Here is a 21656-nt window from a genome sequence, read left to right on the forward strand (position 1 = left end):
CGGAGCCGTGCTGCCATGTCGCGGCTCCCTTCGGCGCGGTTGCGTCTTCAGCAACAACGTGCGTCATGCGAGACGCAGTGTCAAGCGCCCGAACCGGCGACGGCGCGTTGGCGCACCGGGGAAAGGCGATCCGCGCGGTGACGCGGCTCCACCGCTAATCCCGGAAGTACCCCAGCTGCGCGGAAAGTTCCTCCGCCGCCTCGGTCATCGGCTTCACGATCTGCTTCACCCGCTGCTTCGAAAGCCGGTACGACGGCCCGGAAGCGCTCATCGCGGCGACGACGTCCCCGCCCGGGCCGTGGATCGGCACGGCGACCGCGTGCATCCCGAGCTCGAGCTCCTCGTAGCAGGCCGCGTAACCGTCTTCGACCACGCGTTCCAGCTCGGTCAGCAGCTCTTCCGGCTCGATCGTCGTGCGCGGGGTGTACCGCTCCAGCTTCCGCTTCAGCACGCGCTTGCGCTCGGTTTCGCCCATGTGCGCCAAGAGGATCTTGCCGCTCGAAGTCGCGTGCAGCGGCGTGCGCTGGCCCGTCCAGTTCTGCGTGGTGATCGCGGCCGAGCCGCGGGCCTGGCTGATGTTGATGGCGACACCGTCGTCGGCGATGGCGATGTTCACCGTCTCGCCCAGTTCCTCGGCCAGCGCCAGGCAGCTGGCCCGGCCCAGCTTGGCGAGGTCCATCCGGCCGGTGGCGGCGCCGGCCAGCCGGACGACGCCGAACCCGATCGCGTACTTCCCGCGTTCGCCGAGCTGCTCGACCAGGCCTCTGGTCTCCAGGACGCTGAGCAGGCGCGACGCCGTCGACTTGTGGACGCCCAGTTCGCCCGCGATCTCGGTGATGCCGGTTTCGCCGTTGCGTGCGAGCAGCTCCAGCACGCTGATGGCCCGGTCGACCGATTGCACCTGGCTCTGAGTTGCGTTGCCCGAGTCCTGGTTCCGCATGGCGCAACAGTATCCGTTTCGGGGGGCTCCTATCGGCTGAGTGGGCGAATCTCTTGACGAGCACCTCCTCGAAGCCGGATTGTTGCGCAAGGAGCACATCGTCTCGTAGTGCGCAACTTTCACGTACCGTCCCGGCATCCCGCCAGTCGTTACCCGGAGGCCCTGATGATCCGAGCCTGCGCCGTCGCCGACCTGCCCGAAGGGGAGGCCCTCCGCCTCGACGGTCCCGCTCCGATCGCGGTGTTCCACACCGAAGACGGCTTCTTCGCCGTCGACGACACCTGCACGCACCAGGACGCTTCGCTGGCCGATGGCTGGCTCGAAGGCTGTTTCGTCGAATGCCCGCTGCACGCGGCGCGGTTCGACCTGCGCACCGGTGCCGCCACCTGCCTGCCGGCGAAGGACCCCGTGCGGACCCACCGCGTGGTCGTCACCGACGGCGTCGTGTACGTCGACGCGCCCGTGCCGGCCGTTCCCTGAGCCCTCCTCACAGGTCCGTGGAGGTCGCGCCGGGGTTCCGGCGCGGCCTCCACGGACCGTCCAAAGCGGCCGGTACCGGCACCCGGATGGAGCAGGGAATGCGCGCGATCTTGATCTTTCTGGAGGTCAAACACGCGGGTCGTGCGTGCGGGCGCCGGAACTAGTGCGAATATGTGGACATGAAGGCACGTGTTCTCGTGGTCGACGACGACCCAGCTCTCGCGGAGATGCTCACCATCGTGCTCCGTGGGGAGGGGTTCGACACGGCGGTGGTCGCCGACGGCTCACGCGCGCTGCCCGCGCTGCGTGAGCTGAAGCCCGACCTCGTCCTCCTCGACCTGATGCTGCCCGGGATGAACGGGATCGACGTCTGCAAGGCGATCCGCGCCGAGTCCGGGGTGCCGATCGTCATGCTCACCGCCAAGAGCGACACCGTCGACATAGTGCTCGGCCTGGAGTCCGGCGCCGACGACTACGTCGTCAAGCCGTTCAAGCCGAAGGAGCTGGTCGCGCGGGTCCGGGCCCGCATGCGCCGCACCGAGGCCGAGCCCGCGGAGTCGCTCACCATCGGCGACCTGGCGATCGACGTGCCGGGTCACGAGGTCACGCGCGAAGGCAAGGCCATCCCGCTGACCCCGCTGGAGTTCGACCTGCTGGTGGCGCTGGCCCGCAAGCCGCGCCAGGTGTTCACCCGCGAGGTGCTGCTCGAGCAGGTCTGGGGCTACCGGCACGCGGCCGACACCCGGCTGGTGAACGTGCACGTCCAGCGCCTGCGTTCGAAGGTGGAGAAGGACCCGGAGCACCCCGAGGTGGTGTTGACCGTTCGCGGCGTCGGGTACAAGGCCGGCCCGCCGTGATGAGTCGATGACCCTCGCTTCCGGCAGACGGATCCCCGCGTTCGCGCGATCGACGGCACGCCTGGTGCGGCGTGTCGTCGTTTTCGCGCGCCGTCGCGCGGTCGCGTTCAACGAGCTCTGGAAGCACTCGCTGCAGTTCCGCGTCACCGTGTCGACGCTCGCGCTGTCCTCGGCCGTGGTCTTCGTGCTGGGCATGGTGCTGCAGAACCAGATCACCGAACGGCTGCTGGACACCAAGCGCACGGCGGCCATCGCGCAGACCCGCGCGGCGGCGGAGACGGCCGCCGGCGAGCTCGTCGGCCTCGGCTCCGAGAACGACGAGGCGCTGCGGAACCGGCTCGAGAACGCGCTGAAGAAGATCGCGATCACGCCGACCAGCCAGGACGCGGCCGGGTCGGCGGCGGGCACGTTCGTCCCGGTCCTCGCGAGCGGGGGTCACGACCAGGCCGGTGGCCAGGTGTCGACCGCCGGCCCGTTCGAGAACGTGCCGCCGCGGCTGCGCCAGTTCGTCGAAGCCGACCGCATGAGCTTCCTCGAGCACACCGTTTCCGGTGTCGGGGGCGGGCGCACGACGTACCTGATCGTCGGCACGCCGCTGAGCACCGTGGCCACCCCGCTGCAGCTGTACTTGCTGTTCCCGCTGACGACCGAGCAGAACACCGTCTCGACGGTGCAGAACACGCTGCTCGTCGGCGGCCTCGTGCTGCTGCTCCTGCTGGCGGGCATCACGAACCTGGTGACGCGGCAGGTGGTCCGCCCGGTCCGGCAGGCCGCCGCGGCGGCCGAGCAGTTCGCCGGCGGCGACCTCGACCAGCGGCTCGCCGTGCTCGGCGAAGACGACCTGGCGAAGCTCGCGGTGTCCTACAACGGGATGGCCGCGAGCATCCAGCGCCAGATCCGCCAGCTCGAGGAGTTCGGCGGGCTGCAGCGCCGGTTCACCTCCGACGTCTCACACGAGCTGCGCACCCCGCTGACCACCGTCCGGATGGCCGCGGACGTGCTGCACGCGTCCCGCGAGCAGTTCCCGGCCGGGCTCGCGCGGTCGACCGAGCTGCTGGTCGACGAGCTCGACCGGTTCGAAGCGCTGCTCGGCGACCTGCTGGAGATCAGCAGGCTCGACGCCGGCGTCGAGGAGCTGGCCGCGGAGTTCATCGACGTCCGCCCGATCGCCACCCGCGCGGTCGAGCAGGTGCGGGTGATCGCCGGCAACGCGGGCAGCTCGGTCGAGCTCGTGCTGCCCGAAGAAGAGGTGATCGCCGAGGTCGACGCCCGGCGCGTCGAGCGGATCCTGCGCAACCTGCTCGCCAACGCCGTCGACCACAGCGAGGGCAAGCCGGTGGTGCTGACGGTCGGGGCGAACGAAACCGCGGTCGCCATCACGGTCCGGGACCACGGCGTCGGCCTGCGGCCGGGCGAGGCGGACCTGGTGTTCAACCGGTTCTGGCGCGCGGACCCGTCGCGCAACCGGCGCACCGGCGGCACCGGGCTGGGCCTGGCGATCAGCCAGGAGGACGCGCGCCTGCACGGCGGCGAGCTCGACGCGTGGGGCGAGCCGGGCAACGGTGCGTGCTTCCGGCTCCTGCTGCCGCGTCGCCAGGACGTGCCCGCGGGTGACTCGCCGCTGGTCCTGCCGCCGCCCGACCGGTTCGCCGCCGAGGTGCCGCTCGGGGTCATCGACGTCACGCCGGCGCCGGAAGCGATCTTCGCGGAACGTGAGGGAATCGGTCAGTGAACCACCAGGTTTTCCGGGGGCCCGGGTGGCGGAGCCCCCGGCCCGGAGCGAAGCTCCGGTTGAACCGGCTTCTGCTCCTCGCTCTCTGCTCGGTGTTGCTCGCCGGTTGCGCGAACGTGCCGCTGGAGTCGCAGCCCCAGGTCGTCTCCGGCGAGCGCCAGGGGCAGAGCTCCGGTGACGCGATCCCGGAGCCGCCGCTGAACATCGACCCGCTGTCGCTGGTCCGCGCCTTCGTCGGGGCGACGCTCAAGCCGGGGCAGAACAACGCCGCCGCGCGCGCCTACCTCGACGAACAGGGCCGGGCGGGCTGGCGGCCGAGCCGCAACCTGACGATCATCCAGGACACCTTCGGCACGGTCTACGACACCGGCCCGCCGCCGGACCCGAACACGCAGGTCGTCAACGTGCGCGGGATCGACATCGGCACGCTGGACCAGAACAGCGCGTTCGTGCCGGACTACAGCTCGGCGCTGCTGCAGGTGAAGGTGCGCAAGCAGGCGAACAACCAGTGGCGGATCGTCGACCCGCCGGCCGAGCTGTACGCGACCGAGTCCGACTTCAGCGAGAACTACACGCCGGTGCCGGTGAGCTTCTACTCGGAGTCGTCGGCGACCTTCGTGCCCGATCGGCGCTACGTCGTCGCCAAGCCGCAGTCGGGCCTGCCCGGCCGGGTGATGGACCTGCTGGTCAGCGGGCCGTCGACGGGCCTGGCCGGCGCGGTGAAGAACCTGCTCGGCGAGCCCATCGAGATCGACACGAACGTCAAGAGCCTCGACGACGGGACGCTGGTGGTGCCGCTGACCGGGCTCACCGGGGTGCCCGACGACATCCGGAACCTGATCGCCGCGCAGATCGTGCTGACGCTGCAGTACGTCACGTCGGCTCGGATCCGCATCCTCGCCGACGGTGCCCCGCTCGTGCCGAACCACCCGGACTGGCGCCAGAACGAGCTGCCCGCGTACGGCGCGTCGCTGTCGATCAACCCGCAGGCGCTCGGCCTGATGACGGTCGGCGGCCGGCTCCGGACCCTCAGCGAGGGCCTGCCGGTGCCGGGGCCCGTCGGCAACGGCGCGTACGACGTCGTGAGCGCGGCCCAGTCGACCGACGGCAAGCGCCTGGCGGTGGTGGAGCGCAGCGGCGGCGGCGTACACCTGCGGATCGGCGACTACGGGCACGACCTGGCGCTGACCACCCTCGGCGGCAGCACCTTGACCCGCCCGACGTGGCGCCCCGGCACCGGCGAGCTGTGGACGGTGGTCGACGGGCTGTCGGTGGGCCGGATGGTGCTCGACCAGAACGGCCAGTGGACGGCGCTGAGCGTCAACGCCACGGACCTGACCCAGCAGGGCGACCTCACCGAGCTGCGGTTCTCCCGCGACGGCGCCCGCGTGGCGGCGGTGATCAAGGGCGAGCTGTGGGTGGCCTCGGTGGTCGTCAGCGGCGATTCGGTGTCCCTGCGCGAGCCGCGTCACCTCCAGCCGCACGACCTCCAGGACGTCGTCGACGTCGACTGGGTCGCGCCCGACGCACTGGTGGCGGCCACGAAGTCGCCGTCCCAGCCGGTGGTCAAGGTGACGGTGGACGGCCAGCGCCTGGACGCGTTCAACAGCAGCAACCTGACCCCGACGGTGCACGGCGTGACGGCGGCCACCGGCCGCCCGATCGTGGTGGCGGACGCCAACGGCCTCTGGACGGCCTCGGTGCTCGGCGAGGTCTGGCGCCCGCAGAGCCACACGATGAAGGACGCGGATCCCTTTTACCCGGGCTGATCTTTTTCACACGGGTGGGTGACGGCCGGACGTTCGAAACTGTCGGTGCCGGTCGTGACACTGTCGGTGTGCTGAAGAGACTGCTCGATCTGCTGATCCCCAGCCGCTGCGCCGCGTGCGGAGCCCGGGGCGAGCCGTGCTGCGCCCGGTGCGAGGGCGTGTGGGGCGCGGCGCGGGAAGTGGTGCGCGGACCCACGGCGGGGGTGGTGCGGGTGTTCGCGCTGGCCCGGTACCGCGGGGTGGGCCGCCGGTTGCTGCTCGCCTACAAGGAGCGCGGCCGCCGCGACCTGGCGCCGTCCTTGGGGCGGGCGGTGGCGGAGGCGCTGGCGGCGCTGCCACTGGCGCCGGCGGGTGGCGGTCCGGCGGATCCGCCGAGAGGGGGCGGTTTCGCGTGGGCTGGTGTCGGTGGGGTCCCGGCGGGTCCGCCGGTCGGATCCACTCGCGCCTCGGCACAGGCCGGGGCCCGTGCTACTCCGGCGGGGCTCGGTCTTGGGTCGGCGAGGCCTGGTCTTGCGTCGGTGCCGGCTGGCGCCGGTGGGGTTCCGGCGTGCCCATCGGTCGGGACCGGTCTTGTGTCGGCGTTGGGCGGTGCCCGGGCTGCTTCGGCGGGGCCCGGTCTCGCGCCGGTGGCGGCTGGTGCCGATGCGGTTCCGGCGCGTCCGCCGGCCGGAGTCACTCGTGCCCCGGCACGGGCCGGTGCCCGTGCTACTCCGGCGCCTCCGCCTGCCGCATCCGTCCCGCCGAAGCCCGCACCGCGGGCGATCTGCCTCGTCCCGGCGCCCAGCCGTCCGTCGGCCGCGCGGGTCCGCGGAGGCCCGCACGTCGAGCGCCTGGTCCACGAGGCGGCGAGCGTCCTGGCGGCGCGAGGCATCGAAGTCGCGGTCGCCCCGGCCCTGACCCTGGCGGCCTCGGCCCGTGACGCGGTCGGCCTTGGCCGCGAACAGCGCCGGGCCAATTTGGCGAGCCACCTGAGATTCCGCGAGGCCGGTCGCCCGCCCCCGGGCTTCGCCATCGTCGTGCTGGACGACGTGATCACCACCGGAGCCACCGCGGCCGCCTGTGTCGCCGCGCTGGCCGCGGAGGGCTTTACCGTCTCCGCCGTCCTGGCCCTCCTGGCGGCCGGCTGAAACACGTGAAGGGACGTCCCATGGCACCCCACTGTGGACCTTCTCCGCGAAGTGTGCAGAACACCGGCGAAAACGGGTGGTACCGGTTCCGCGCCTCACCCCGGTCAAACATCGGCACCCCGGTCACAATCGCCCTGTTCCCCAGCTCAGGCGCCAAAAAAGGCCCGGCGAGAACCCCGTCTCGCACCCGGGTGAACCCACCATCACCTACACGAGTGACAACAAGCGGGAACGCGAACGGACCGGCGCCCGTTGTCCGGGCATGAGGGTGTCGATCACGATCACTCGGTCGCCACACCACTCCACCGGGGTGGCGGCTGTGCGAGATGAGGCCGTCACCCTCGGCGTCCAGAGGCAGGCAGCGCTGCGCCGTCCGTGTGAAAGCACGATGACCGCGCCGCGTCCGACCAGCGGGTGTTTTGCGGTGCCCACTTCGCGATCACTGCGCGGGGTGACCGGGTCCCATCTCCTGACATCCCCCGGCTCGGGGGCTGTTGTAACGGGCGTGAGGAAGCTAACGTGCTCCGCAATCAGCAATCCCCGCAGGCAGGGAGGTGACGAGCCCATGTCCCTGGCGCCGGAGGTGCGCTGAGTCCGCGCTCGGTCACCGGAACGAGACGTCGTCCACCGTTTCCGAGTTCCTTCTCAGCCCGCGATCCGGGCTTACGTCCCCGCAATACCGGCGCCGTGTGTGAACACAACAGCTCGCAGTCATCTCAGCGAGGGAGGTCGTGTATGGACATCGTCGTTAAGGGCCGCAACGTGGAGGTGCCCGACCACTATCGGGCGCTTGTCAGCGAAAAGCTGGCCCGTCTCGAGCGCTACGACAGGAAAGTCATCCGGTACGACGTGGAACTGTTCCACGAACCCAACCGGCGCCAGGCCAAGAGCTGCCAACGCGTCGAAATCACCGGAAAGGGGCGAGGCCCGGCCGTACGCGCCGAAGCGTGTGCCGCCGACTTCTACGCGGCGCTCGATTCCGCAGTCACCAAGCTGGAAAACCGGCTGCGGAGGACACACGACCGGAGGCGCGTGCACTACGGCCGCAGCCGCCCGGAATCGGTCGCCGAAGCGACCTCGGCACTGCCGGGTGGTGGATCCCCGGCCGCAGCCAGTCCCGCCGCGCGTACCGCGGTGTTGGACGCACCCGAAGCCGAGCCGCAGACGAACGGCTTCGCGAGTGCCGAAGAATTCCACCTGCCTCAGCAGCAGAGCTGGGCCGACGACGACCTGGGTCACCAGCCCGGCCGCGTCGTCCGCGAGAAGCAGCACACCGCGGAGCCCATGACGGTGGACCAGGCTCTCTACGAGATGGAGCTGGTCGGCCACGACTTCTACCTCTTCAACGACTCCGACGCGGGCCGGCCCAGCGTGGTCTACCGGCGGAAAGGTTTCGACTACGGCGTGATCCGGCTCGGCTGAGCCGGGCGCAAGGGAGGTCTGCCGGAGGGTCCGCACGCGCTCGCGTGCGGGCCCTCCGCATGTCAGAACCTTGTTCTGGTTAGGCCGGCGCTACGGACCGCAGGCCGTCCACCTACGTGACATCGCGCCGGCCGACGGCTGAATGAGGTTCTCAGGACGTACGGCGTGTGCACACGAGCGCCACCGTTCCCTACGATGGGGGTGGGAAGGTGGCGCCGAACACGGCCGCCACCGCGGGAGAACCTGCCCGGGACCGGCCTGGGCGCGCTCATATTCAGCTAGTGAGGTCGACCGGATGGTGCTGAACCGCCTGCTCCGCGCGGGTGAGGGCAAGATGGTGAAGCGGCTGCGCAACATCGCCGATCACATCAACACCCTCGAAGACGACGTCAAGGACCTGACCGACGCCGAGCTGCGGGCCAAGACCGAGGAGTTCCGCAAGCGGAACGGCGACGGCGAATCCCTCGACGAGCTGCTGCCGGAGGCCTTCGCGGTCGTCCGGGAAGCGGCCAAGCGGGTGCTGGGCCAGCGCCACTTCGACGTCCAGCTGATGGGCGGCGCGGCGCTGCACCTCGGCCAGGTCGCCGAGATGAAGACCGGCGAGGGCAAGACGCTCACCTGCGTCCTCCCCGCCTACCTCAACGCCATCCCCGGCAAGGGCGTCCACGTCGTCACGACGAACGACTACCTGGCCAAGCGCGACTCGGAGTGGATGGGCCGCATCCACCGCTTCCTCGGCCTCGAGGTCGGCGTGATCCTGTCGGAGCAGCAGCCGGACGTGCGGCGCTCCCAGTACAACGCCGACATCACCTACGGCACGAACAACGAGTTCGGCTTCGACTACCTGCGCGACAACATGGCGTGGAGCCTCGACGACTGCGTGCAGCGCGGGCACAACTTCGCCATCGTCGACGAGGTGGACTCGATCCTCATCGACGAGGCCCGGACGCCGCTGATCATCTCCGGCCCGGCGGACCAGTCGTCGCGCTGGTACGTCGAGTTCGCTCGGCTCGCGCCGCTGATGCAGGGCATCGACACCACCACGATGGGGTCGCGCGAGCGCGTCGAGAAGACGAACCTGATCAACTCGAAGTACCACTACGAGGTCGACCAGCGGAAGCGCACCGTCGCCGTCACGGAGAAGGGCGTCCGGTTCGTCGAGGACCAGCTCGGCATCGACAACCTGTACGAGGCCGCGAACACCCCGCTGGTCGGGTACCTGAACAACGCGCTGAAGGTCCAGGAGCTCTTCCACCGGGACAAGGACTACATCGTCCGCAACGGCGAAGTCATGATCGTCGACGAGTTCACCGGGCGCATCCTGCACGGCCGCCGCTACAACGAGGGCATGCACCAGGCGATCGAGGCCAAGGAAAAGGTCGAGATCAAGGCCGAGAACCAGACGCTGGCCACCATCACGCTGCAGAACTACTTCCGCCTCTACGAAAAGCTGTCCGGCATGACCGGTACGGCCGAGACCGAGGCCGCGGAGTTCCACCAGACCTACAAGCTGGGTGTGGTGCCGATCCCGACGAACCGGCCGATGATCCGCGTCGACCAGGCCGACCTGATCTACAAGACCGAGCAGGCCAAGTTCGAGGCCGTCGCCGAGGACATCGCCGAGCGGCACGAAAAGGGCCAGCCGGTGCTGGTCGGCACCACGAGCGTCGAGAAGTCCGAGCACCTGTCGAAGCTGCTGGTGAAGCTGAGCGTCCCGCACGAGGTGCTGAACGCGAAGCACCACGACCGCGAGGCACTGATCGTCGCGCGCGCGGGCCAGAAGGGCGCCGTCACGGTCGCCACGAACATGGCCGGCCGCGGTACCGACATCGTGCTCGGCGGCAACCCCGACCTCATCGCCGACCAGGTGCTGCGCGAGCGCGGCCTGGACCCGGTCGAGCACTCCGAGGAGTACGAGGCCGCCTGGCCCGAGGTCCTGGAGCAGGTCAAGGCGGAGTCGAAGGCCGAAGGCGAAGAGGTCCGCGAGGCCGGCGGCCTCTACGTGCTGGGCACCGAGCGGCACGAGTCGCGCCGCATCGACAACCAGCTCCGCGGCCGCTCCGGCCGTCAGGGCGACCCGGGCGAGTCCCGCTTCTACCTCTCGCTCGGTGACGAGCTCATGCGCCGCTTCAACGCGACCATGGTCGAGCGCGTCATGACCACCATGCGGCTGCCCGACGACGTGCCGATCGAGCACAAGATGGTCTCCAAGGCCATCAAGAGCGCGCAGACCCAGGTCGAGCAGATCAACATGGAGCAGCGCAAGGACGTCCTCAAGTACGACGAGGTCATGAACGAGCAGCGCAAGGTGATCTACGCCGAGCGCCACCGCGTCCTGGCCGGCGAGAACCTGCGCGACCAGATCGAGGGCATGCTCGAGGACGTCGTCAACGCCTATGTGGACGGCGCGACGGCCAACGGCTACGCCGAGGACTGGGACCACGAGAAGCTGTGGTCGGCGCTGAAGCAGCTCTACCCGGTCAGCGTGACCTGGGACGAGCTGATGGACGACGGCGACCTCGACGCCGACGGCCTGCGCCAGGCGCTGCTCGACGACGCCCGCCGCGCCTACGACCAGCGCGAAGAGGAGATCAACGCGCTCGTCGGCCCGGAGGGCATGCGGACCCTGGAGCACCAGGTGATGCTGACGGTCCTCGACCGCAAGTGGCGCGAGCACCTCTACGAGATGGACTACCTCAAGCAGGGCATCGGCATGCGGGCGCTGGCGCAGCGCGACCCGCTGATCGAGTACCAGCGCGAGGGCTTCGACATGTTCCGCGCGATGCTCGACTCGCTGAAGGAGGAGGCCGTCGGCTTCCTGTTCAACCTGCAGGTCGAGCGCGCCGAGGCCCCGCCGGCCGAGGAAGCCGCGGCGGTGCCGACGGGCGTCCCGACCGGCAACGGCCAGGCGACCGAAGGCCGCCACGCGCGGCCGGCGCCGCCGCAGCCGCCGACGACCGACACCGAGTCCGTCCCGGCCGCACTGCGCGGCAAGGGCCTCGGCGGCGGTGGCCAGCAGCCGGGCATGATGCTGTCCGGTCCTGGTGAGGACGGCGAGGTCGAGTCCCACGTCGAGGGCGGGCCGCAGGCCGCGGGCGGTGGCGCCGGCGGTACGCGCCGGGATCGTCGCGCTGCCCAGCGTGACGCCGCCAAGAAGGGCAAGAAGGGCCCGCGTCGCTGACGCGGGTGGGTGCCGGGGTGCGTGCGGTGGTCCGCGCGCACCCCGGCACTTTTTCGTGAGGGGGAGCAGCTGGTGGATCCGCAGGAGTTCTTCGCGCTGTTCGCCGCCGAACGGCGGCCGGACCCGTACCCGGCGTACCGGCGGTGGCGCGAGCGCTGGCCGGTGGCGGAGCTGGCTGAGCGAACGTTCGTGGTCAGCGGGTTCGCGGAGGCGACGCAGGTGCTGCGCGACCCGGCGTTCGGGCACCCCGAACCCGAGTACCTGGATCCGGCGGACCGCCTGCCGGACCAGCCGGTCGACGAATCGGGACGCGTGGTCCGGGCCTTCCTTTCGCTGAACCCGCCGGACCACACGCGCCTGCGGCGGCTGGTGGCGAAGGCGTTCACCCCGCGGATGGTCGAGCGGCTGGCGCCGCGCATCGAGGAGCTCGCGGCCGCGCTCATCGACCGCGCGCCGGCCGGGTTCGACCTGATGACGGCGCTCGCGAAGCCGTTGCCGGTCGAGGTGATCGCCGAGCTCCTCGGCGTGCCGCTGGACGACCGCGAGCGCTTCGCGGAGTGGTCGCACGCGATGGCGCGGGCGCTGGACCCGCCGTTCCTGCAGCACCCCGGGACGCTCGAACCGGCGGCGAAGGCGCGGCAGTCGTTCGTGGCCTACTTCCGCGCGCTGGCGGCCGAGCGCCGGCGCGCGCCGGGCGAGGACCTGCTTTCGGCGCTGGTGGCGGTGTCCGACGCGGGTGACGTGCTCAGCGAAGGCGAGCTGCTGGTGACGCTCACGCTCCTGCTGATCGCCGGCCACGAGACGACGACGAACCTGATCGGCAACGGTGTCTTGGCGCTGCTGCGCGGCCCGGACGGCCTGAAGCCGCTGGGCTCGGACGGCGAAAACGCGGCTCGCGTGGTCGAGGAGGCGCTGCGCTACGACTCGCCGGTCCAGCTGACGGCCCGCACGGCCTTGCGCGACACGACGCTGGCCGAGCTGCCGGTACCGGCGGGCAGCCAGCTGATCGTCCTGCTCGGAGCGGCCAACCGCGACCCGGCAACGGGCCCCGCCCCGGACTCGTTCGACCCGGCGCGGGAGCCGGGCCGGCAGCTGGCGTTCGGCCAGGGGATCCACTTCTGCCTGGGAGCGCCGCTGGCGAGGCTGGAGGCCCGGATCGCGTTCCGCGAGCTGGCCCGCCGCCGCCCGGAGCTGACGCCGGCGGGAACGCCGGAGTGGAACCCGACAACCACCCTGCGCGGCTTGTCGACCCTTCCGGTCACGAGCGGCAGTTAGGTTCCGTGGCGGCCGCGCTGCCGCCGATGGGAATCGCGCTGCGCGATTCCCATCGGGCAACCAGGGCCGCCGCTTGGGGCGCTCGGGTCAGCCCGCGGTGGCGACCGGCCCTCGCCGCCCCACCTCACGCCGCCCGCCGGATCGCCGGCTGGTGCGGTTTCAGCAGGGCGAACCGTTCGCACCGCCAGCCCGTCGGCGTGCGGGTGAAGCGGGCCGCCAGCGCGAACGACCGGCCGTCCGCCTCCACGCGGGCGCACGCCTCCACCACCTCCGGTGCCGGGGTGCACGTGTGGACCGTCTGCGTCCGGTGCCGCGGCCGCGGCCGGCGGGGCCCGGCGAGACCGGCGTACACCTCCGGCGCCACCAATGCGCGGATCTGCGCCGCCGGGCGGCGGCCGTCGTAGGCCTCCAGCAGCATGTTCAGCAGGTGGCCCACCTCGTCCGCTTCGAGGCCCGCCTCGAGCTGCCTCGGCGCCGGGCACCGCGCGTCGCCGGGATGGCGGTGCCGGCTCCGCCTCACCTCCGCCGGACCGGCCGCCCCGGGCGGCGGCTCGCAGTGGACCAGCGTCCGCAACCGATGTTCGTCGATCATTTTCTGCCCTCCCTGACTCGGCTTTCGCTTAGAGGTGGGAACGGACCGAAAAGGACACCGGAATCGCTCGATCCGGGCGAGAACCGGAGAAGCCGTGGATTCCCGGCGACCGATGCGGTAAGCCGACCGCTTCGCGAGACACCGCGTTGCCGCCCCGGCTATGGTGTGCCGGGTGCTGAAAGGGCTATTGGTCGATTTCGCCGGGGTTCTCACCGATCCCGACGCCGGCCGGTTCTACGACTACCTGGCGTCCGCGCGCGAGCGCGGCGTCCGCACCGCGCTGCTGTCGAACGCCCCCGGGGCGTCGGACGAGGTCAAGAACACGATGTTCGACTATTTCGACGCGCTGGTGTTTTCCGGTGAGGTCGGCGTGGCCAAGCCCGATCCCGCGGTGTACCTGATCGCGGCCGACCGGCTCGGGCTGCCCGCCGCGCGCTGCGCGTTCGTCGACGACTCCGCGACGAACATCCGCGGCGCCGTCGAGGCGGGCATGGTCGGGGTGCACCACCGCACGATCAGCGAGACGCTGGACGAGCTCGCCGTGCTGTTCGCGGCCGGGTGAGGGTCAGCGCGCGCGGCGGACCAGCTCGAACGACAGCACCGCGGCGGCGGCCGAGACGTTCAGCGACTCGACCTCGCCCGGCATCGGGATCGACAGCCATTCCGTGACGAGCTCGCCGACGTCCGCCCCGACCCCGGCCGTCTCGCCGCCGAGGACGAACGCCGCCCGCTGCGGCAGGTCCACGTCGAACACCGTCGCGCGAGCCGACGCGCCCAGCGCGTAGAGCCCGTAGCCGGCTTCGGTGAGCATCTCCGCGGCCTCGCGCGCCGAGCCGCAGCGCAGCACCGGCGCGCGGAACGCCACCCCGGCCGAGGCCTTGACCACCAGCGGGTCGAGCGCCGCGACGCCGCGCCGGGGCACGATCACGCCGTCCAGCCCGGCCGCGGTCGCCGTCCGCAGGATCATGCCGACGTTCGCGGGCGTGGTGATGCCGTCCAGCAGCAGCACCCGCGACGGCGGCCGCCGGTCGGCCAGCGCCGCGGAAAGCGCTCGCATCCGCGGGGCGACGACGTCGGCGAGCACGCCCTGGTCCTGCTTGCCGTTGCCGGCGAGCACCTTGACCCGGTGGGCGCTGGCGCGCTGCACCGGCACGCCGGCGGCCTTGGCCGCCCGCTGGATCTCCGCCGCGCCGGGGCCGCGGGCGGTGTCGGCGAGGATCACCTTGTCCACCCGCAGGCCGTCGTCAGCCAGTGCTTCGAGCACCGGTTTCCGGCCGTACACGGTCAGGAAGCGGTCCTTCGGCGAGATAGTCGACTCATCACCCACACCGGGCAGTCTTTCACTGTGTAAGGATCGGCTCATGCCCGACCGCCTTTCCGCGCTGGACGCCTCGTTCCTCTACGTCGAGGACCACGCGACCCCGATGCACGTCGGCGGTGTGGCGATCTTCGAGCGGCCGCGCTCCGGGTTCGGCTACTCGCAGCTGGTCGACCTCATCGGCGGGCGGCTGGCGTACCTGCCGCGGTACCGGCAGCGCGTGCTCGAGGTGCCCGGCCACCTGGCGCGGCCGGTGTGGGTGGACGACGTCGACTTCGACCTGAACTACCACGTCCGGCGCTCGGCGCTGCCCCAGCCGGGCAGCGACGAGCAGCTGTTCGACCTGGTCGCGCGCCTGATGTCGCGCCGGCTGGCGCCGGAGCGGCCGCTCTGGGAGGCGTACTTCATCGAGGGCCTGGCCGGCGACCGGGTGGCGCTGGTGACGAAGACCCACCAGTCCGTTGTGGACGGTGTCGGCACGATCGACCTCGGCCAGCTCATCCTGGACCCGGCGCCGGCCGAGCCGGAGCCGTTCGAGGACATCTGGACCCCGCGCCGCGAGCCGAGCCGCACCCAGCTGGTGCTGGACGCGATCAGCGAGGGCGTCCAGCGGCCGGGCGAGGTGGTGGAGAACGTCCGCTCGGCGGCGAACGACGCGTTCGCGGCGGCGGGCAAGTTCGCCGAGACCGTCGGCGGCGTGGCCTCGACGCTGCGCACGCTGGTGAGCCCGGCACCACCCGGGCCGCTGAACGTCCGGGTCTCGGGCGGCCGCGTGTTCTCGGTGGTCCGCACGCGGCTGGAGGACTTCCGCAAGATCCGCGCGGCGCACGGCGGCACGGTCAACGACGTCGTCCTCGCGGCCATCACCGGGGCGCTGCGCGAATGGCTCCTTTCGCGCGAGGTGCAGCTGACGCCGAACACGACGATCCGCGCGCTGGTGCCGCTGGCGGTCCGTGACGCGGAGACGGCGGAGTATTCGACGCCGGCCCTGGTCGGCAACCAGGTGGCGGCCTACCTGGTGGACCTGCCGGTCGGGGAGCCGAACCCGGTCCTGCGGCTCCAGCACATCGGCCACGCGATGGCCGAGCACCTCGATTCGGGCCGTTCGGTGGCCGCGCGCGGCCTGCTCAAGGTGGGCGGCTTCGCCCCGGCTACGCTCCATTCGCTCGGCGCGCGAGCGGCGGGGTCGCTGTCCGGGCGCTTCTTCAACGTCATGGTGACCAATTCACCGGGTCCCCAGGTGCCGATGTACGCGGGAGAGGCCAAACTGGTCGAGATGTTCCCGGTGATGCCGTTGATGCGCACCCAGGCGCTGGCGATCGGGGTGACGTCCTACCACGGCGGCGTCTACTTCGGACTGAACGGCGACCGCAAGGCCGCGTTCGACGTGGATCTGGTGGCGGGGATGATCGAAGAGTCCTTGGAAGAGCTGAAGGGTGCGCACTGGTGAGGGTCTATCTGCCTGCGACCATCGCGATGCTTCGCGACCTCGAGACATCGGGGGAGTTCCGCGCCCGCAGCGGAACGGCGTTCGCGCTGACACCGGCGTTGCGCGAGGCGTACGTGAGCGGGTCGGACGAGGAGCTGGAGTACGCGGCCCTGCTGGACGCGGCCCGGGCTTCGTTGCGCTTGATCGCGGCGGAGGAGAAGGGCGAGCCCCGGCGGGTGGTGGTGTCGGCGGACGTGGCGGGCGTGACGCTGCGGCCGGACCTGGACGCCCCGGTGGTCCGCATCGGCGGCCCGATCCCGATGTCGGCGGTGGCGGCGATCCACGTGGACGCCCCGGAGGCGGCCGAGGCGGTGGCCGCGGCGGCCGCGGTGATCGACGCGGCGGACCTGGGGGACCCCGACGCGGAGTTCACGCTGGGGGACGCCGAGGACCACGAGCTGGCGTGGTACGCGCCGCAGGAGCTGCCGTTCCTGCTTGAGCTGCTCTGATCGCTGTCTGCATTGGGGGGCGCCCGCCACGACAGGTCGCTGTCTGCATCGCGGGGTCGCTGAGCGGCGAGAGGGTGGCGTCTGCGGCGGGGCGCTGAGTGGCGCGAGGGTGGCATCCGCGGCGGGGGTCTTCTGCTGCGGGGTGGCGTTCATGACGGAGGTCGTTTTGCAGCGGGGTGGCGTCCGCGGCGGGTCGCTGCCGCATCGGGGTCGCCCGCCGCGACGTGGCGCTGTCCGCTGCGGGGTCACCGGTCCACAATGGGGGCCGCCTGTGGACAACCGGCTCTGAGCTGGGGTTTTGTCGGCGGGGGCCGGTAGAATGGACTTGGGGATGGTCCCCCGGGGAGGGCGGGCCCCGGCTTTGGTGAGCGAGCGGCCCCGGCTGGCGGCGAGAGGGCGCGCCCCGGCCCCCGGCCCCCTGGCCCGGCCCCCGGCTCCCTGGCCCGGCTCCCTGGCCCGGCCCCCTGGCCCTGGCCCTGGCCCTGGCCCTGGCCCTGGCCCCTGGCCCCTGGCCCCTGGCCCCGGCCCCGGCTACCGGCGAGAGGGCGAGCTCTGGCTCCGGTGAGAGGGCGGCTTCAACCCCGCCCGAGGAGGTCACAGGCCACCTACCGAACCAGGCGAGCCGCTCGCGAAGCCCGGCTACCCCACCTCGCCCGCCGGCGGCGGCTGGATGTCCACCGGAGTTCCCCAGTCCGAATAACGCGTCGTGATGCGGGCCTCGGAACCCGGCAGGATCGGCGACAGGTCCAGCACGATCTGCAGCGGCCGGTGCGTCTCGTCGAGCCACAGCTCCACCGGGAACTTGCCGCCCACTCGGGCCGCCGCGTCCGCCGGCAGTCCCGCCGGGAGGTCCGTGCCCAGCCGGGCCAGGTCCAGGTCGATGCGGTAGTGCTCGGCCGGTGCGCCGCTCAGCTGTCCGCGCTCGGCCGCGACGATCGTGCCCGCCGTCCGGATCTCGCCCAGTGTGTGCGCCGGGTCGTTCTGCGCGGCCAGCTGGGTCAAGCCGGTGCCGAGGACCTGGGAAAACGGGTCCGTACCGTCCGCCGCGACCACCACCCACGGCTTGCCCGCCTCGTCGCGCGGCACCTTCGCGTACAGCTTCCCGGCCACCTGCCGCAGCTCCACCGGCTCGCCGAGGAAGTCCGTCGTCATCACCTGGGCCGTCCCGCCGGCGCCGAACCGCGCCTGGCCCTGGCCCTTCGACCGGACCGAGCCGACCGCGACGTCCGTGCCGAACTTCGCCGAGCCGCCGCTCGCCGTGGCCGCCGTGGCGGCGTCCGCCAGGGCTCGCGCGTCTTCGAACGCCGGACGTCGGGGCGGCTCGGAACACGCGCCGGCGAGCAGGGCGGCCAGCAGCACCACGACGGCTTTGCGCATGGCGCAACAAAAACACAGCGGCTCCCCCGATCTCGTTCGGGGGAGCCGCCGCTACTCAGCGTCGTGCGGTCAGCGACCGGCCTTCTTCAGCAGCTCGCCGAGGTCGACGACCTGGTCGGCGGGCGGGGCGGTCACGTCGACCTGGGTGCCCCAGTCGCTGTACTTCATCGTCATCTTCGCGTCGCCGGCCGGCGCGCCCAGCGCCTGCATCATCGGGCCCTGGTCCATGGTGACCTGCACCGGCAGGTTGTCCTTGTCCAGCCACAGCTCGGCCGGGATCTTGACGTCCTTGCCCTTGAGCATGTCGGTGAGCTTGTCGCGCGCCGCGGCCGGGACCTGGCCGGTGAACTGGTCGATCGCCTTGGCGACGTCGAGCTCCACCTTGTAGTGGTTGACCTTCTGGCCGTTCAGCTCGGTCTGGTCGGACGAGATGATCCGGCCCGCCTTGGAGACCTGGTCGAGCATCTTGCTCGGGTCGCTCTGCTCCGCCGACTGCGACAGCACGCCGCTCATCGCCTGCGAGAGCGGGTCGTTGCCGTCGGCCGAGATCTTGGCCCACGTCTTGTCCGTGCCCACCTGCTTCTGCTCTTCGGCGGGCAGCTTGATGTACATCACCTTGTCGACCAGGCGCATCTCGGTCGTCTGACCGGCGGCCGTGCTCGTCATCGAGAACTTGGTGTCCGTCTCGTCCATGGCGATCGCGCCGCTGGCGGTCAGCTTCTGACCGGCCGCCGAGCCCTCCATGGTGAACTTCGCCGACTTGGACTTCTCGGTGCCCTGCTTGGACGCCGACGCCAGCTGGACCGCGTCGGTGAACGGCGAAGCGAGGCCCTTCGACTCGGCCTGGGTCTGCCCGCCCGCTGCGGCCGGCTCGGCGGTGCCGGAGTTGCCACTGCACGCGGTCAGCGTCAGAACCAGCGCGGCGCCGGCCGCGACCAGGGTGGTCTTGCGCAATGTAGTTCCCCTCAGGATTTGGATCTTCCGCTGGACATATCGTCCGAACGGGCGAATGGTTACCACTGCGACGGTGACGATCCGCGATCGGTTCCCCGTTGCCTCAGGAATCGGTGGCGCGAGTCACATCGTGGCCGCCCCGCGACGCCAGCAGACGCCGCAGCGAAGCGAGCCGCTCGGGGCTCGCCTTCCCTTCGGTGACGACGTCGTCGAGCGCGCAGTCCGGGTCCTCGGGGGCGCCCAGGTGCCCGCACCCGGACGGGCACTCCTCGGCGGCCTCGGCGAACTCCTCGAAAGCGGCCACGATGTCGTCCGCGGTGACGTGGGCCAGCCCGAACGAGCGCACGCCGGGGGTGTCGATCACCCAGCCGCCGTCCGGCAGCGGCAGCGCCACGGCCGCGACGGACGTGTGCCGCCCCTTGCCGACCGCGCTCACCACGCCGACGGCCAGCGCGGCGTCCGGCACCAGGCGGTTGACCAATGTCGACTTGCCGACACCGGAGTGGCCGACCAGCGCCGTCAGGCGGTCTTTCAGCAGCTCGTCGAGGCCTTCGGGCTGTTCGTCGTACCGGCTGACGATCACCGGGATGTCGAGCCCCGCGTAGCCCGCCAGCAGCTCGTCCGGGCTGGCCAGGTCGGCCTTCGTCAGGCACAGGACCGGCTCGACGCCCCCCGCGTAGCAGGCGACGAGGCAGCGGTCGATGAAGCCGGTGCGCGGCGGCGGGTCGGCCAGCGCGGTGACGATCAGCAGGCGCTCGGCGTTCGCGACGACCAGCCGCTCGTACGGGTCGGTGTCGTCGGCCGTGCGCAGCAGGGAGCTGGTGCGGTCGTCGACGCGGACGATCCGCGCGAGGGTGTCCGGCTTGCCGGAGACGTCCCCGACCACCGCGACGCGGTCGCCGACCACCACCGGGGTCCGCCCCATCTCGCGGGCCCGCATCGCCGTGATCACCCGGGCCGGATCGGCGTCGATCGCGCAGGTCCAGCGGCCGCGGTCCTTGCCGATGACCATGGCCGTGACGGCGTCGGCGTGCTCGGGGCGGCGCTTGCTGCGGGGCCGGCTGCCCTTGCCCGGACGCACGCGGACGTCGGACTCGTCCAGCCTGCTCCAGTCGTTGCGCGCCAAACCCTCGTCCTCTCGTGCGCCGGTGCCCCACCCGAATGATCCCACGCCGCTCGCCACGGCCCTGGCCAGCGTGTAACGATGGCTCATCCGGTACTAGGAGGCGCTCATGTGCGGCCGCTACGCCGCTACCAAGGACCCGGCGAAGCTGATCGAGGAGTTCGACGCGATCGACCTCACCGAGGGCCACGCGCGCGCCGACCACAACGTGGCGCCGACGAAGAACGTGGTCACGGTCGTCCAGCGGCACCCACGTGACGAAGACGGCCAGGTCCTCGAGGACGAGCCCGCCGAGCGTTCGCTGCGGATGATGAAGTGGGGCCTGGTGCCGTTCTGGGCGAAGGACCCGTCGGTCGGCTCGCGGATGATCAACACGCGCGCCGAGACGGCCGCCGAGAAGCCGGCCTTCCGCCGCGCGCTGGTGTCGCGCCGCTGCCTGGTGCCGGCCGACGGCTGGTTCGAGTGGCGCCGCACGGGCAAGGAGAAGGAGCCGTTCTACATGACGGCGCCGGACGACTCGTCGATCGCGTTCGGCGGGATCTGGGAGAGCTGGCGGCCGAAGGACGACGACAAGGCGTCGCCGCTGATCACGTTCTCGATCATCACGACCGACGCGGCGGGCCAGCTCACCGACGTCCACCACCGGATGCCGCTGATCGTGCCGCGCGACCACTGGGACGGCTGGCTGGACCCGGACCGCGAAGACGTCACCGACCTGCTGGTGCCGACGCCCGAGGAGATCGTGGCGTCGCTGGAGCTGCGGCCGGTCTCGAGCAAGGTGAACAACGTCCGCAACAACGGACCCGAGCTGCTGGAGCGGGTCGACCCGGCGCACGAGGGCGCCCTGTTCGACGCGCCGAAGTCATGACGGCCATCCCGATCGAAACCGTCTACGGCCCGGCACGGGTGTACCTGCACTGCGCCGAGGAGGGCGACGCGGTGCTCATGCTCGGCCACGGCGCGGGCGGCGGCCTCGGGGCGAAGGACTTGGTGGCGGTGACGCGCGCGGCGCAGGCGGCGGGCGTGCACGTGGCGCTGGTGGAGCAGCCCTACCGGGTGGCGGGCCGTCGCGCCCCGGCCCCGGCGAACCAGCTGGACACGGCCTGGCTGACGGTGGCGGACGAGCTGGCGGAGCGCTTCGACGACCTGCCGTTCGTGTTCGGCGGCCGGTCATCGGGCGCACGGGTGGCCTGCCGGACGGCGTCGGCGGGCCAGGCGGTGGCGGTGCTGTGCCTGGCGTTCCCCGAGCACCCACCGGGCCGCCCGGAGAAGACCCGCCAGCCGGAGTTCGACGCGGTCGAGGTGCCGACGCTGGTGATCCAGGGCGAGCGCGACCCGTTCGGCCGCCCGAAGCCGGGCCCGCACCAAGAGCTGGTCCTGGTGGACGGCGACCACAACCTGGGCAAGGACCTGGAGTCGATCTCCCGGGCGGCGGCCGAGTGGCTGTCGCGGGTGCTCAGGCCGCTGGCCTGAGTTGTCCACAATGGGGTCGGCTGTCCACAGATTTCGCTGTGGGGCTTTTTGCGGTCCTGCTGCCGATAGACTGGACAGGGGCCGTCCCCCGGGATGGG

19 protein-coding genes are annotated in these 21656 nt (G+C 71.5%); 13 read left to right on the forward strand and 6 right to left on the reverse strand.

Annotation, left to right across the window (positions count from 1 at the left end):
- Positions 1-154: 154 nt before the first annotated feature.
- On the reverse strand, positions 155-940 hold the full coding sequence (locus tag ACWEGE_RS08950) for an IclR family transcriptional regulator (protein WP_449659887.1): 786 nt from the start codon (positions 938-940) through the stop codon (positions 155-157).
- 165 nt (positions 941-1105) lie between these two features.
- Here ACWEGE_RS08950 and ACWEGE_RS08955 point away from each other — a divergent pair, with 165 nt between their 5' ends.
- The 8 genes from ACWEGE_RS08955 (at position 1106) to ACWEGE_RS08990 (ending at position 12783) form a co-directional block, all read left to right on the forward strand.
- A complete protein-coding gene (locus ACWEGE_RS08955) occupies positions 1106-1420 on the forward strand; it encodes a bifunctional 3-phenylpropionate/cinnamic acid dioxygenase ferredoxin subunit (protein ID WP_449659888.1) in 315 nt (104 codons plus the stop codon).
- Positions 1421-1599: 179 nt separating this feature from the next.
- Positions 1600-2277: an MtrAB system response regulator MtrA gene (mtrA, locus tag ACWEGE_RS08960; protein ID WP_005150760.1), complete on the forward strand. Its 678-nt coding sequence runs from the start codon at positions 1600-1602 to the stop codon at positions 2275-2277.
- Positions 2278-2284: 7 nt separating this feature from the next.
- Positions 2285-4009 carry an MtrAB system histidine kinase MtrB gene (gene mtrB / locus ACWEGE_RS08965; protein WP_449659889.1) on the forward strand — a complete coding sequence of 575 codons (1725 nt, stop codon included), beginning with the start codon at positions 2285-2287 and terminating at the stop codon, positions 4007-4009.
- 59 nt (positions 4010-4068) lie between these two features.
- Entirely contained in the window at positions 4069-5778 is a 1710-nt protein-coding gene (locus ACWEGE_RS08970; RefSeq protein ID WP_449659890.1) for an LpqB family beta-propeller domain-containing protein, read from the forward strand.
- A 626-nt stretch (positions 5779-6404) separates the two neighbouring features.
- On the forward strand, positions 6405-6905 hold the full coding sequence (locus ACWEGE_RS08975) for a ComF family protein (protein ID WP_449659891.1): 501 nt from the start codon (positions 6405-6407) through the stop codon (positions 6903-6905).
- A gap of 735 nt (positions 6906-7640) precedes the next feature.
- Entirely contained in the window at positions 7641-8327 is a 687-nt protein-coding gene (gene hpf, locus ACWEGE_RS08980) for a ribosome hibernation-promoting factor, HPF/YfiA family (protein ID WP_003085632.1), read from the forward strand.
- Positions 8328-8622: 295 nt separating this feature from the next.
- A complete protein-coding gene (gene secA, locus ACWEGE_RS08985) occupies positions 8623-11508 on the forward strand; it encodes a preprotein translocase subunit SecA (RefSeq protein WP_449659892.1) in 2886 nt (961 codons plus the stop codon).
- Between the two features lie 72 nt (positions 11509-11580).
- A complete protein-coding gene (locus tag ACWEGE_RS08990; protein ID WP_449659893.1) occupies positions 11581-12783 on the forward strand; it encodes a cytochrome P450 in 1203 nt (400 codons plus the stop codon).
- A gap of 124 nt (positions 12784-12907) precedes the next feature.
- On the opposite strand, the gene ACWEGE_RS08995 is transcribed toward ACWEGE_RS08990, so the two are convergent.
- Positions 12908-13375, reverse strand: coding sequence for an Rv3235 family protein (locus ACWEGE_RS08995; protein WP_449659894.1), 468 nt, complete (start codon positions 13373-13375; stop codon positions 12908-12910).
- A 187-nt stretch (positions 13376-13562) separates the two neighbouring features.
- On the opposite strand from ACWEGE_RS08995, the gene ACWEGE_RS09000 reads away from it, so the two are divergent.
- Positions 13563-13937: an HAD-IA family hydrolase gene (locus ACWEGE_RS09000; RefSeq protein ID WP_449660264.1), complete on the forward strand. Its 375-nt coding sequence runs from the start codon at positions 13563-13565 to the stop codon at positions 13935-13937.
- Positions 13938-13940: 3 nt separating this feature from the next.
- On the opposite strand, the gene ACWEGE_RS09005 is transcribed toward ACWEGE_RS09000, so the two are convergent.
- Entirely contained in the window at positions 13941-14702 is a 762-nt protein-coding gene (locus ACWEGE_RS09005; protein WP_449659895.1) for a TrmH family RNA methyltransferase, read from the reverse strand.
- 34 nt (positions 14703-14736) lie between these two features.
- Here ACWEGE_RS09005 and ACWEGE_RS09010 point away from each other — a divergent pair, with 34 nt between their 5' ends.
- Both ACWEGE_RS09010 and ACWEGE_RS09015 read left to right on the forward strand, forming a co-directional pair.
- Positions 14737-16143: a WS/DGAT/MGAT family O-acyltransferase gene (locus ACWEGE_RS09010; protein WP_449659896.1), complete on the forward strand. Its 1407-nt coding sequence runs from the start codon at positions 14737-14739 to the stop codon at positions 16141-16143.
- Positions 16140-16631 carry a DUF6912 family protein gene (locus ACWEGE_RS09015; RefSeq protein WP_449659897.1) on the forward strand — a complete coding sequence of 164 codons (492 nt, stop codon included), beginning with the start codon at positions 16140-16142 and terminating at the stop codon, positions 16629-16631. Before ACWEGE_RS09010 ends, ACWEGE_RS09015 begins: the two co-directional genes overlap by 4 nt.
- A gap of 639 nt (positions 16632-17270) precedes the next feature.
- Here the strand turns inward: ACWEGE_RS09015 and ACWEGE_RS09020 are convergent.
- From ACWEGE_RS09020 to rsgA, 3 genes are all read right to left on the reverse strand, one after another.
- A complete protein-coding gene (locus ACWEGE_RS09020; protein ID WP_449659898.1) occupies positions 17271-18008 on the reverse strand; it encodes a hypothetical protein in 738 nt (245 codons plus the stop codon).
- A gap of 69 nt (positions 18009-18077) precedes the next feature.
- Positions 18078-18962: a hypothetical protein gene (locus tag ACWEGE_RS09025; RefSeq protein WP_449659899.1), complete on the reverse strand. Its 885-nt coding sequence runs from the start codon at positions 18960-18962 to the stop codon at positions 18078-18080.
- A gap of 103 nt (positions 18963-19065) precedes the next feature.
- The gene (gene rsgA, locus ACWEGE_RS09030) at positions 19066-20088 is read right to left on the reverse strand and encodes a ribosome small subunit-dependent GTPase A (RefSeq protein WP_449659900.1); all 1023 of its coding nucleotides are present in this window, start codon (positions 20086-20088) and stop codon (positions 19066-19068) included.
- A gap of 106 nt (positions 20089-20194) precedes the next feature.
- On the opposite strand from rsgA, the gene ACWEGE_RS09035 reads away from it, so the two are divergent.
- Positions 20195-20953, forward strand: coding sequence for an SOS response-associated peptidase (locus ACWEGE_RS09035; RefSeq protein WP_449659901.1), 759 nt, complete (start codon positions 20195-20197; stop codon positions 20951-20953).
- Complete coding sequence (locus ACWEGE_RS09040; protein WP_449659902.1) at positions 20950-21558, forward strand: alpha/beta hydrolase family protein; 609 nt, start codon at positions 20950-20952, stop codon at positions 21556-21558. Before ACWEGE_RS09035 ends, ACWEGE_RS09040 begins: the two co-directional genes overlap by 4 nt.
- The last annotated feature ends 98 nt before the right edge of the window (positions 21559-21656 follow it).

The organism is Amycolatopsis sp. NPDC004747, from assembly GCF_053601335.1.

What these genes read in the sequence shown, in the direction of transcription:
- hpf (WP_003085632.1), top strand. Translation starts at nt 7,641, where the DNA reads ATGGACATCGTCGTTAAGGGCCGCAACGTGGAGGTGCCCGACCACTAT.
- mtrA (WP_005150760.1), top strand. Translation starts at nt 1,600, where the DNA reads ATGAAGGCACGTGTTCTCGTGGTCGACGACGACCCAGCTCTCGCGGAG.
- secA (WP_449659892.1), top strand. Translation starts at nt 8,623, where the DNA reads ATGGTGCTGAACCGCCTGCTCCGCGCGGGTGAGGGCAAGATGGTGAAG.
- ACWEGE_RS08950 (WP_449659887.1), bottom strand. Translation starts at nt 940, where the DNA reads ATGCGGAACCAGGACTCGGGCAACGCAACTCAGAGCCAGGTGCAATCG.
- ACWEGE_RS09020 (WP_449659898.1), bottom strand. Translation starts at nt 18,008, where the DNA reads ATGCGCAAAGCCGTCGTGGTGCTGCTGGCCGCCCTGCTCGCCGGCGCG.
- ACWEGE_RS08995 (WP_449659894.1), bottom strand. Translation starts at nt 13,375, where the DNA reads ATGATCGACGAACATCGGTTGCGGACGCTGGTCCACTGCGAGCCGCCG.
- ACWEGE_RS09010 (WP_449659896.1), top strand. Translation starts at nt 14,737, where the DNA reads ATGCCCGACCGCCTTTCCGCGCTGGACGCCTCGTTCCTCTACGTCGAG.
- mtrB (WP_449659889.1), top strand. Translation starts at nt 2,285, where the DNA reads ATGACCCTCGCTTCCGGCAGACGGATCCCCGCGTTCGCGCGATCGACG.
- ACWEGE_RS09035 (WP_449659901.1), top strand. Translation starts at nt 20,195, where the DNA reads ATGTGCGGCCGCTACGCCGCTACCAAGGACCCGGCGAAGCTGATCGAG.
- ACWEGE_RS08955 (WP_449659888.1), top strand. Translation starts at nt 1,106, where the DNA reads ATGATCCGAGCCTGCGCCGTCGCCGACCTGCCCGAAGGGGAGGCCCTC.
- ACWEGE_RS09040 (WP_449659902.1), top strand. Translation starts at nt 20,950, where the DNA reads ATGACGGCCATCCCGATCGAAACCGTCTACGGCCCGGCACGGGTGTAC.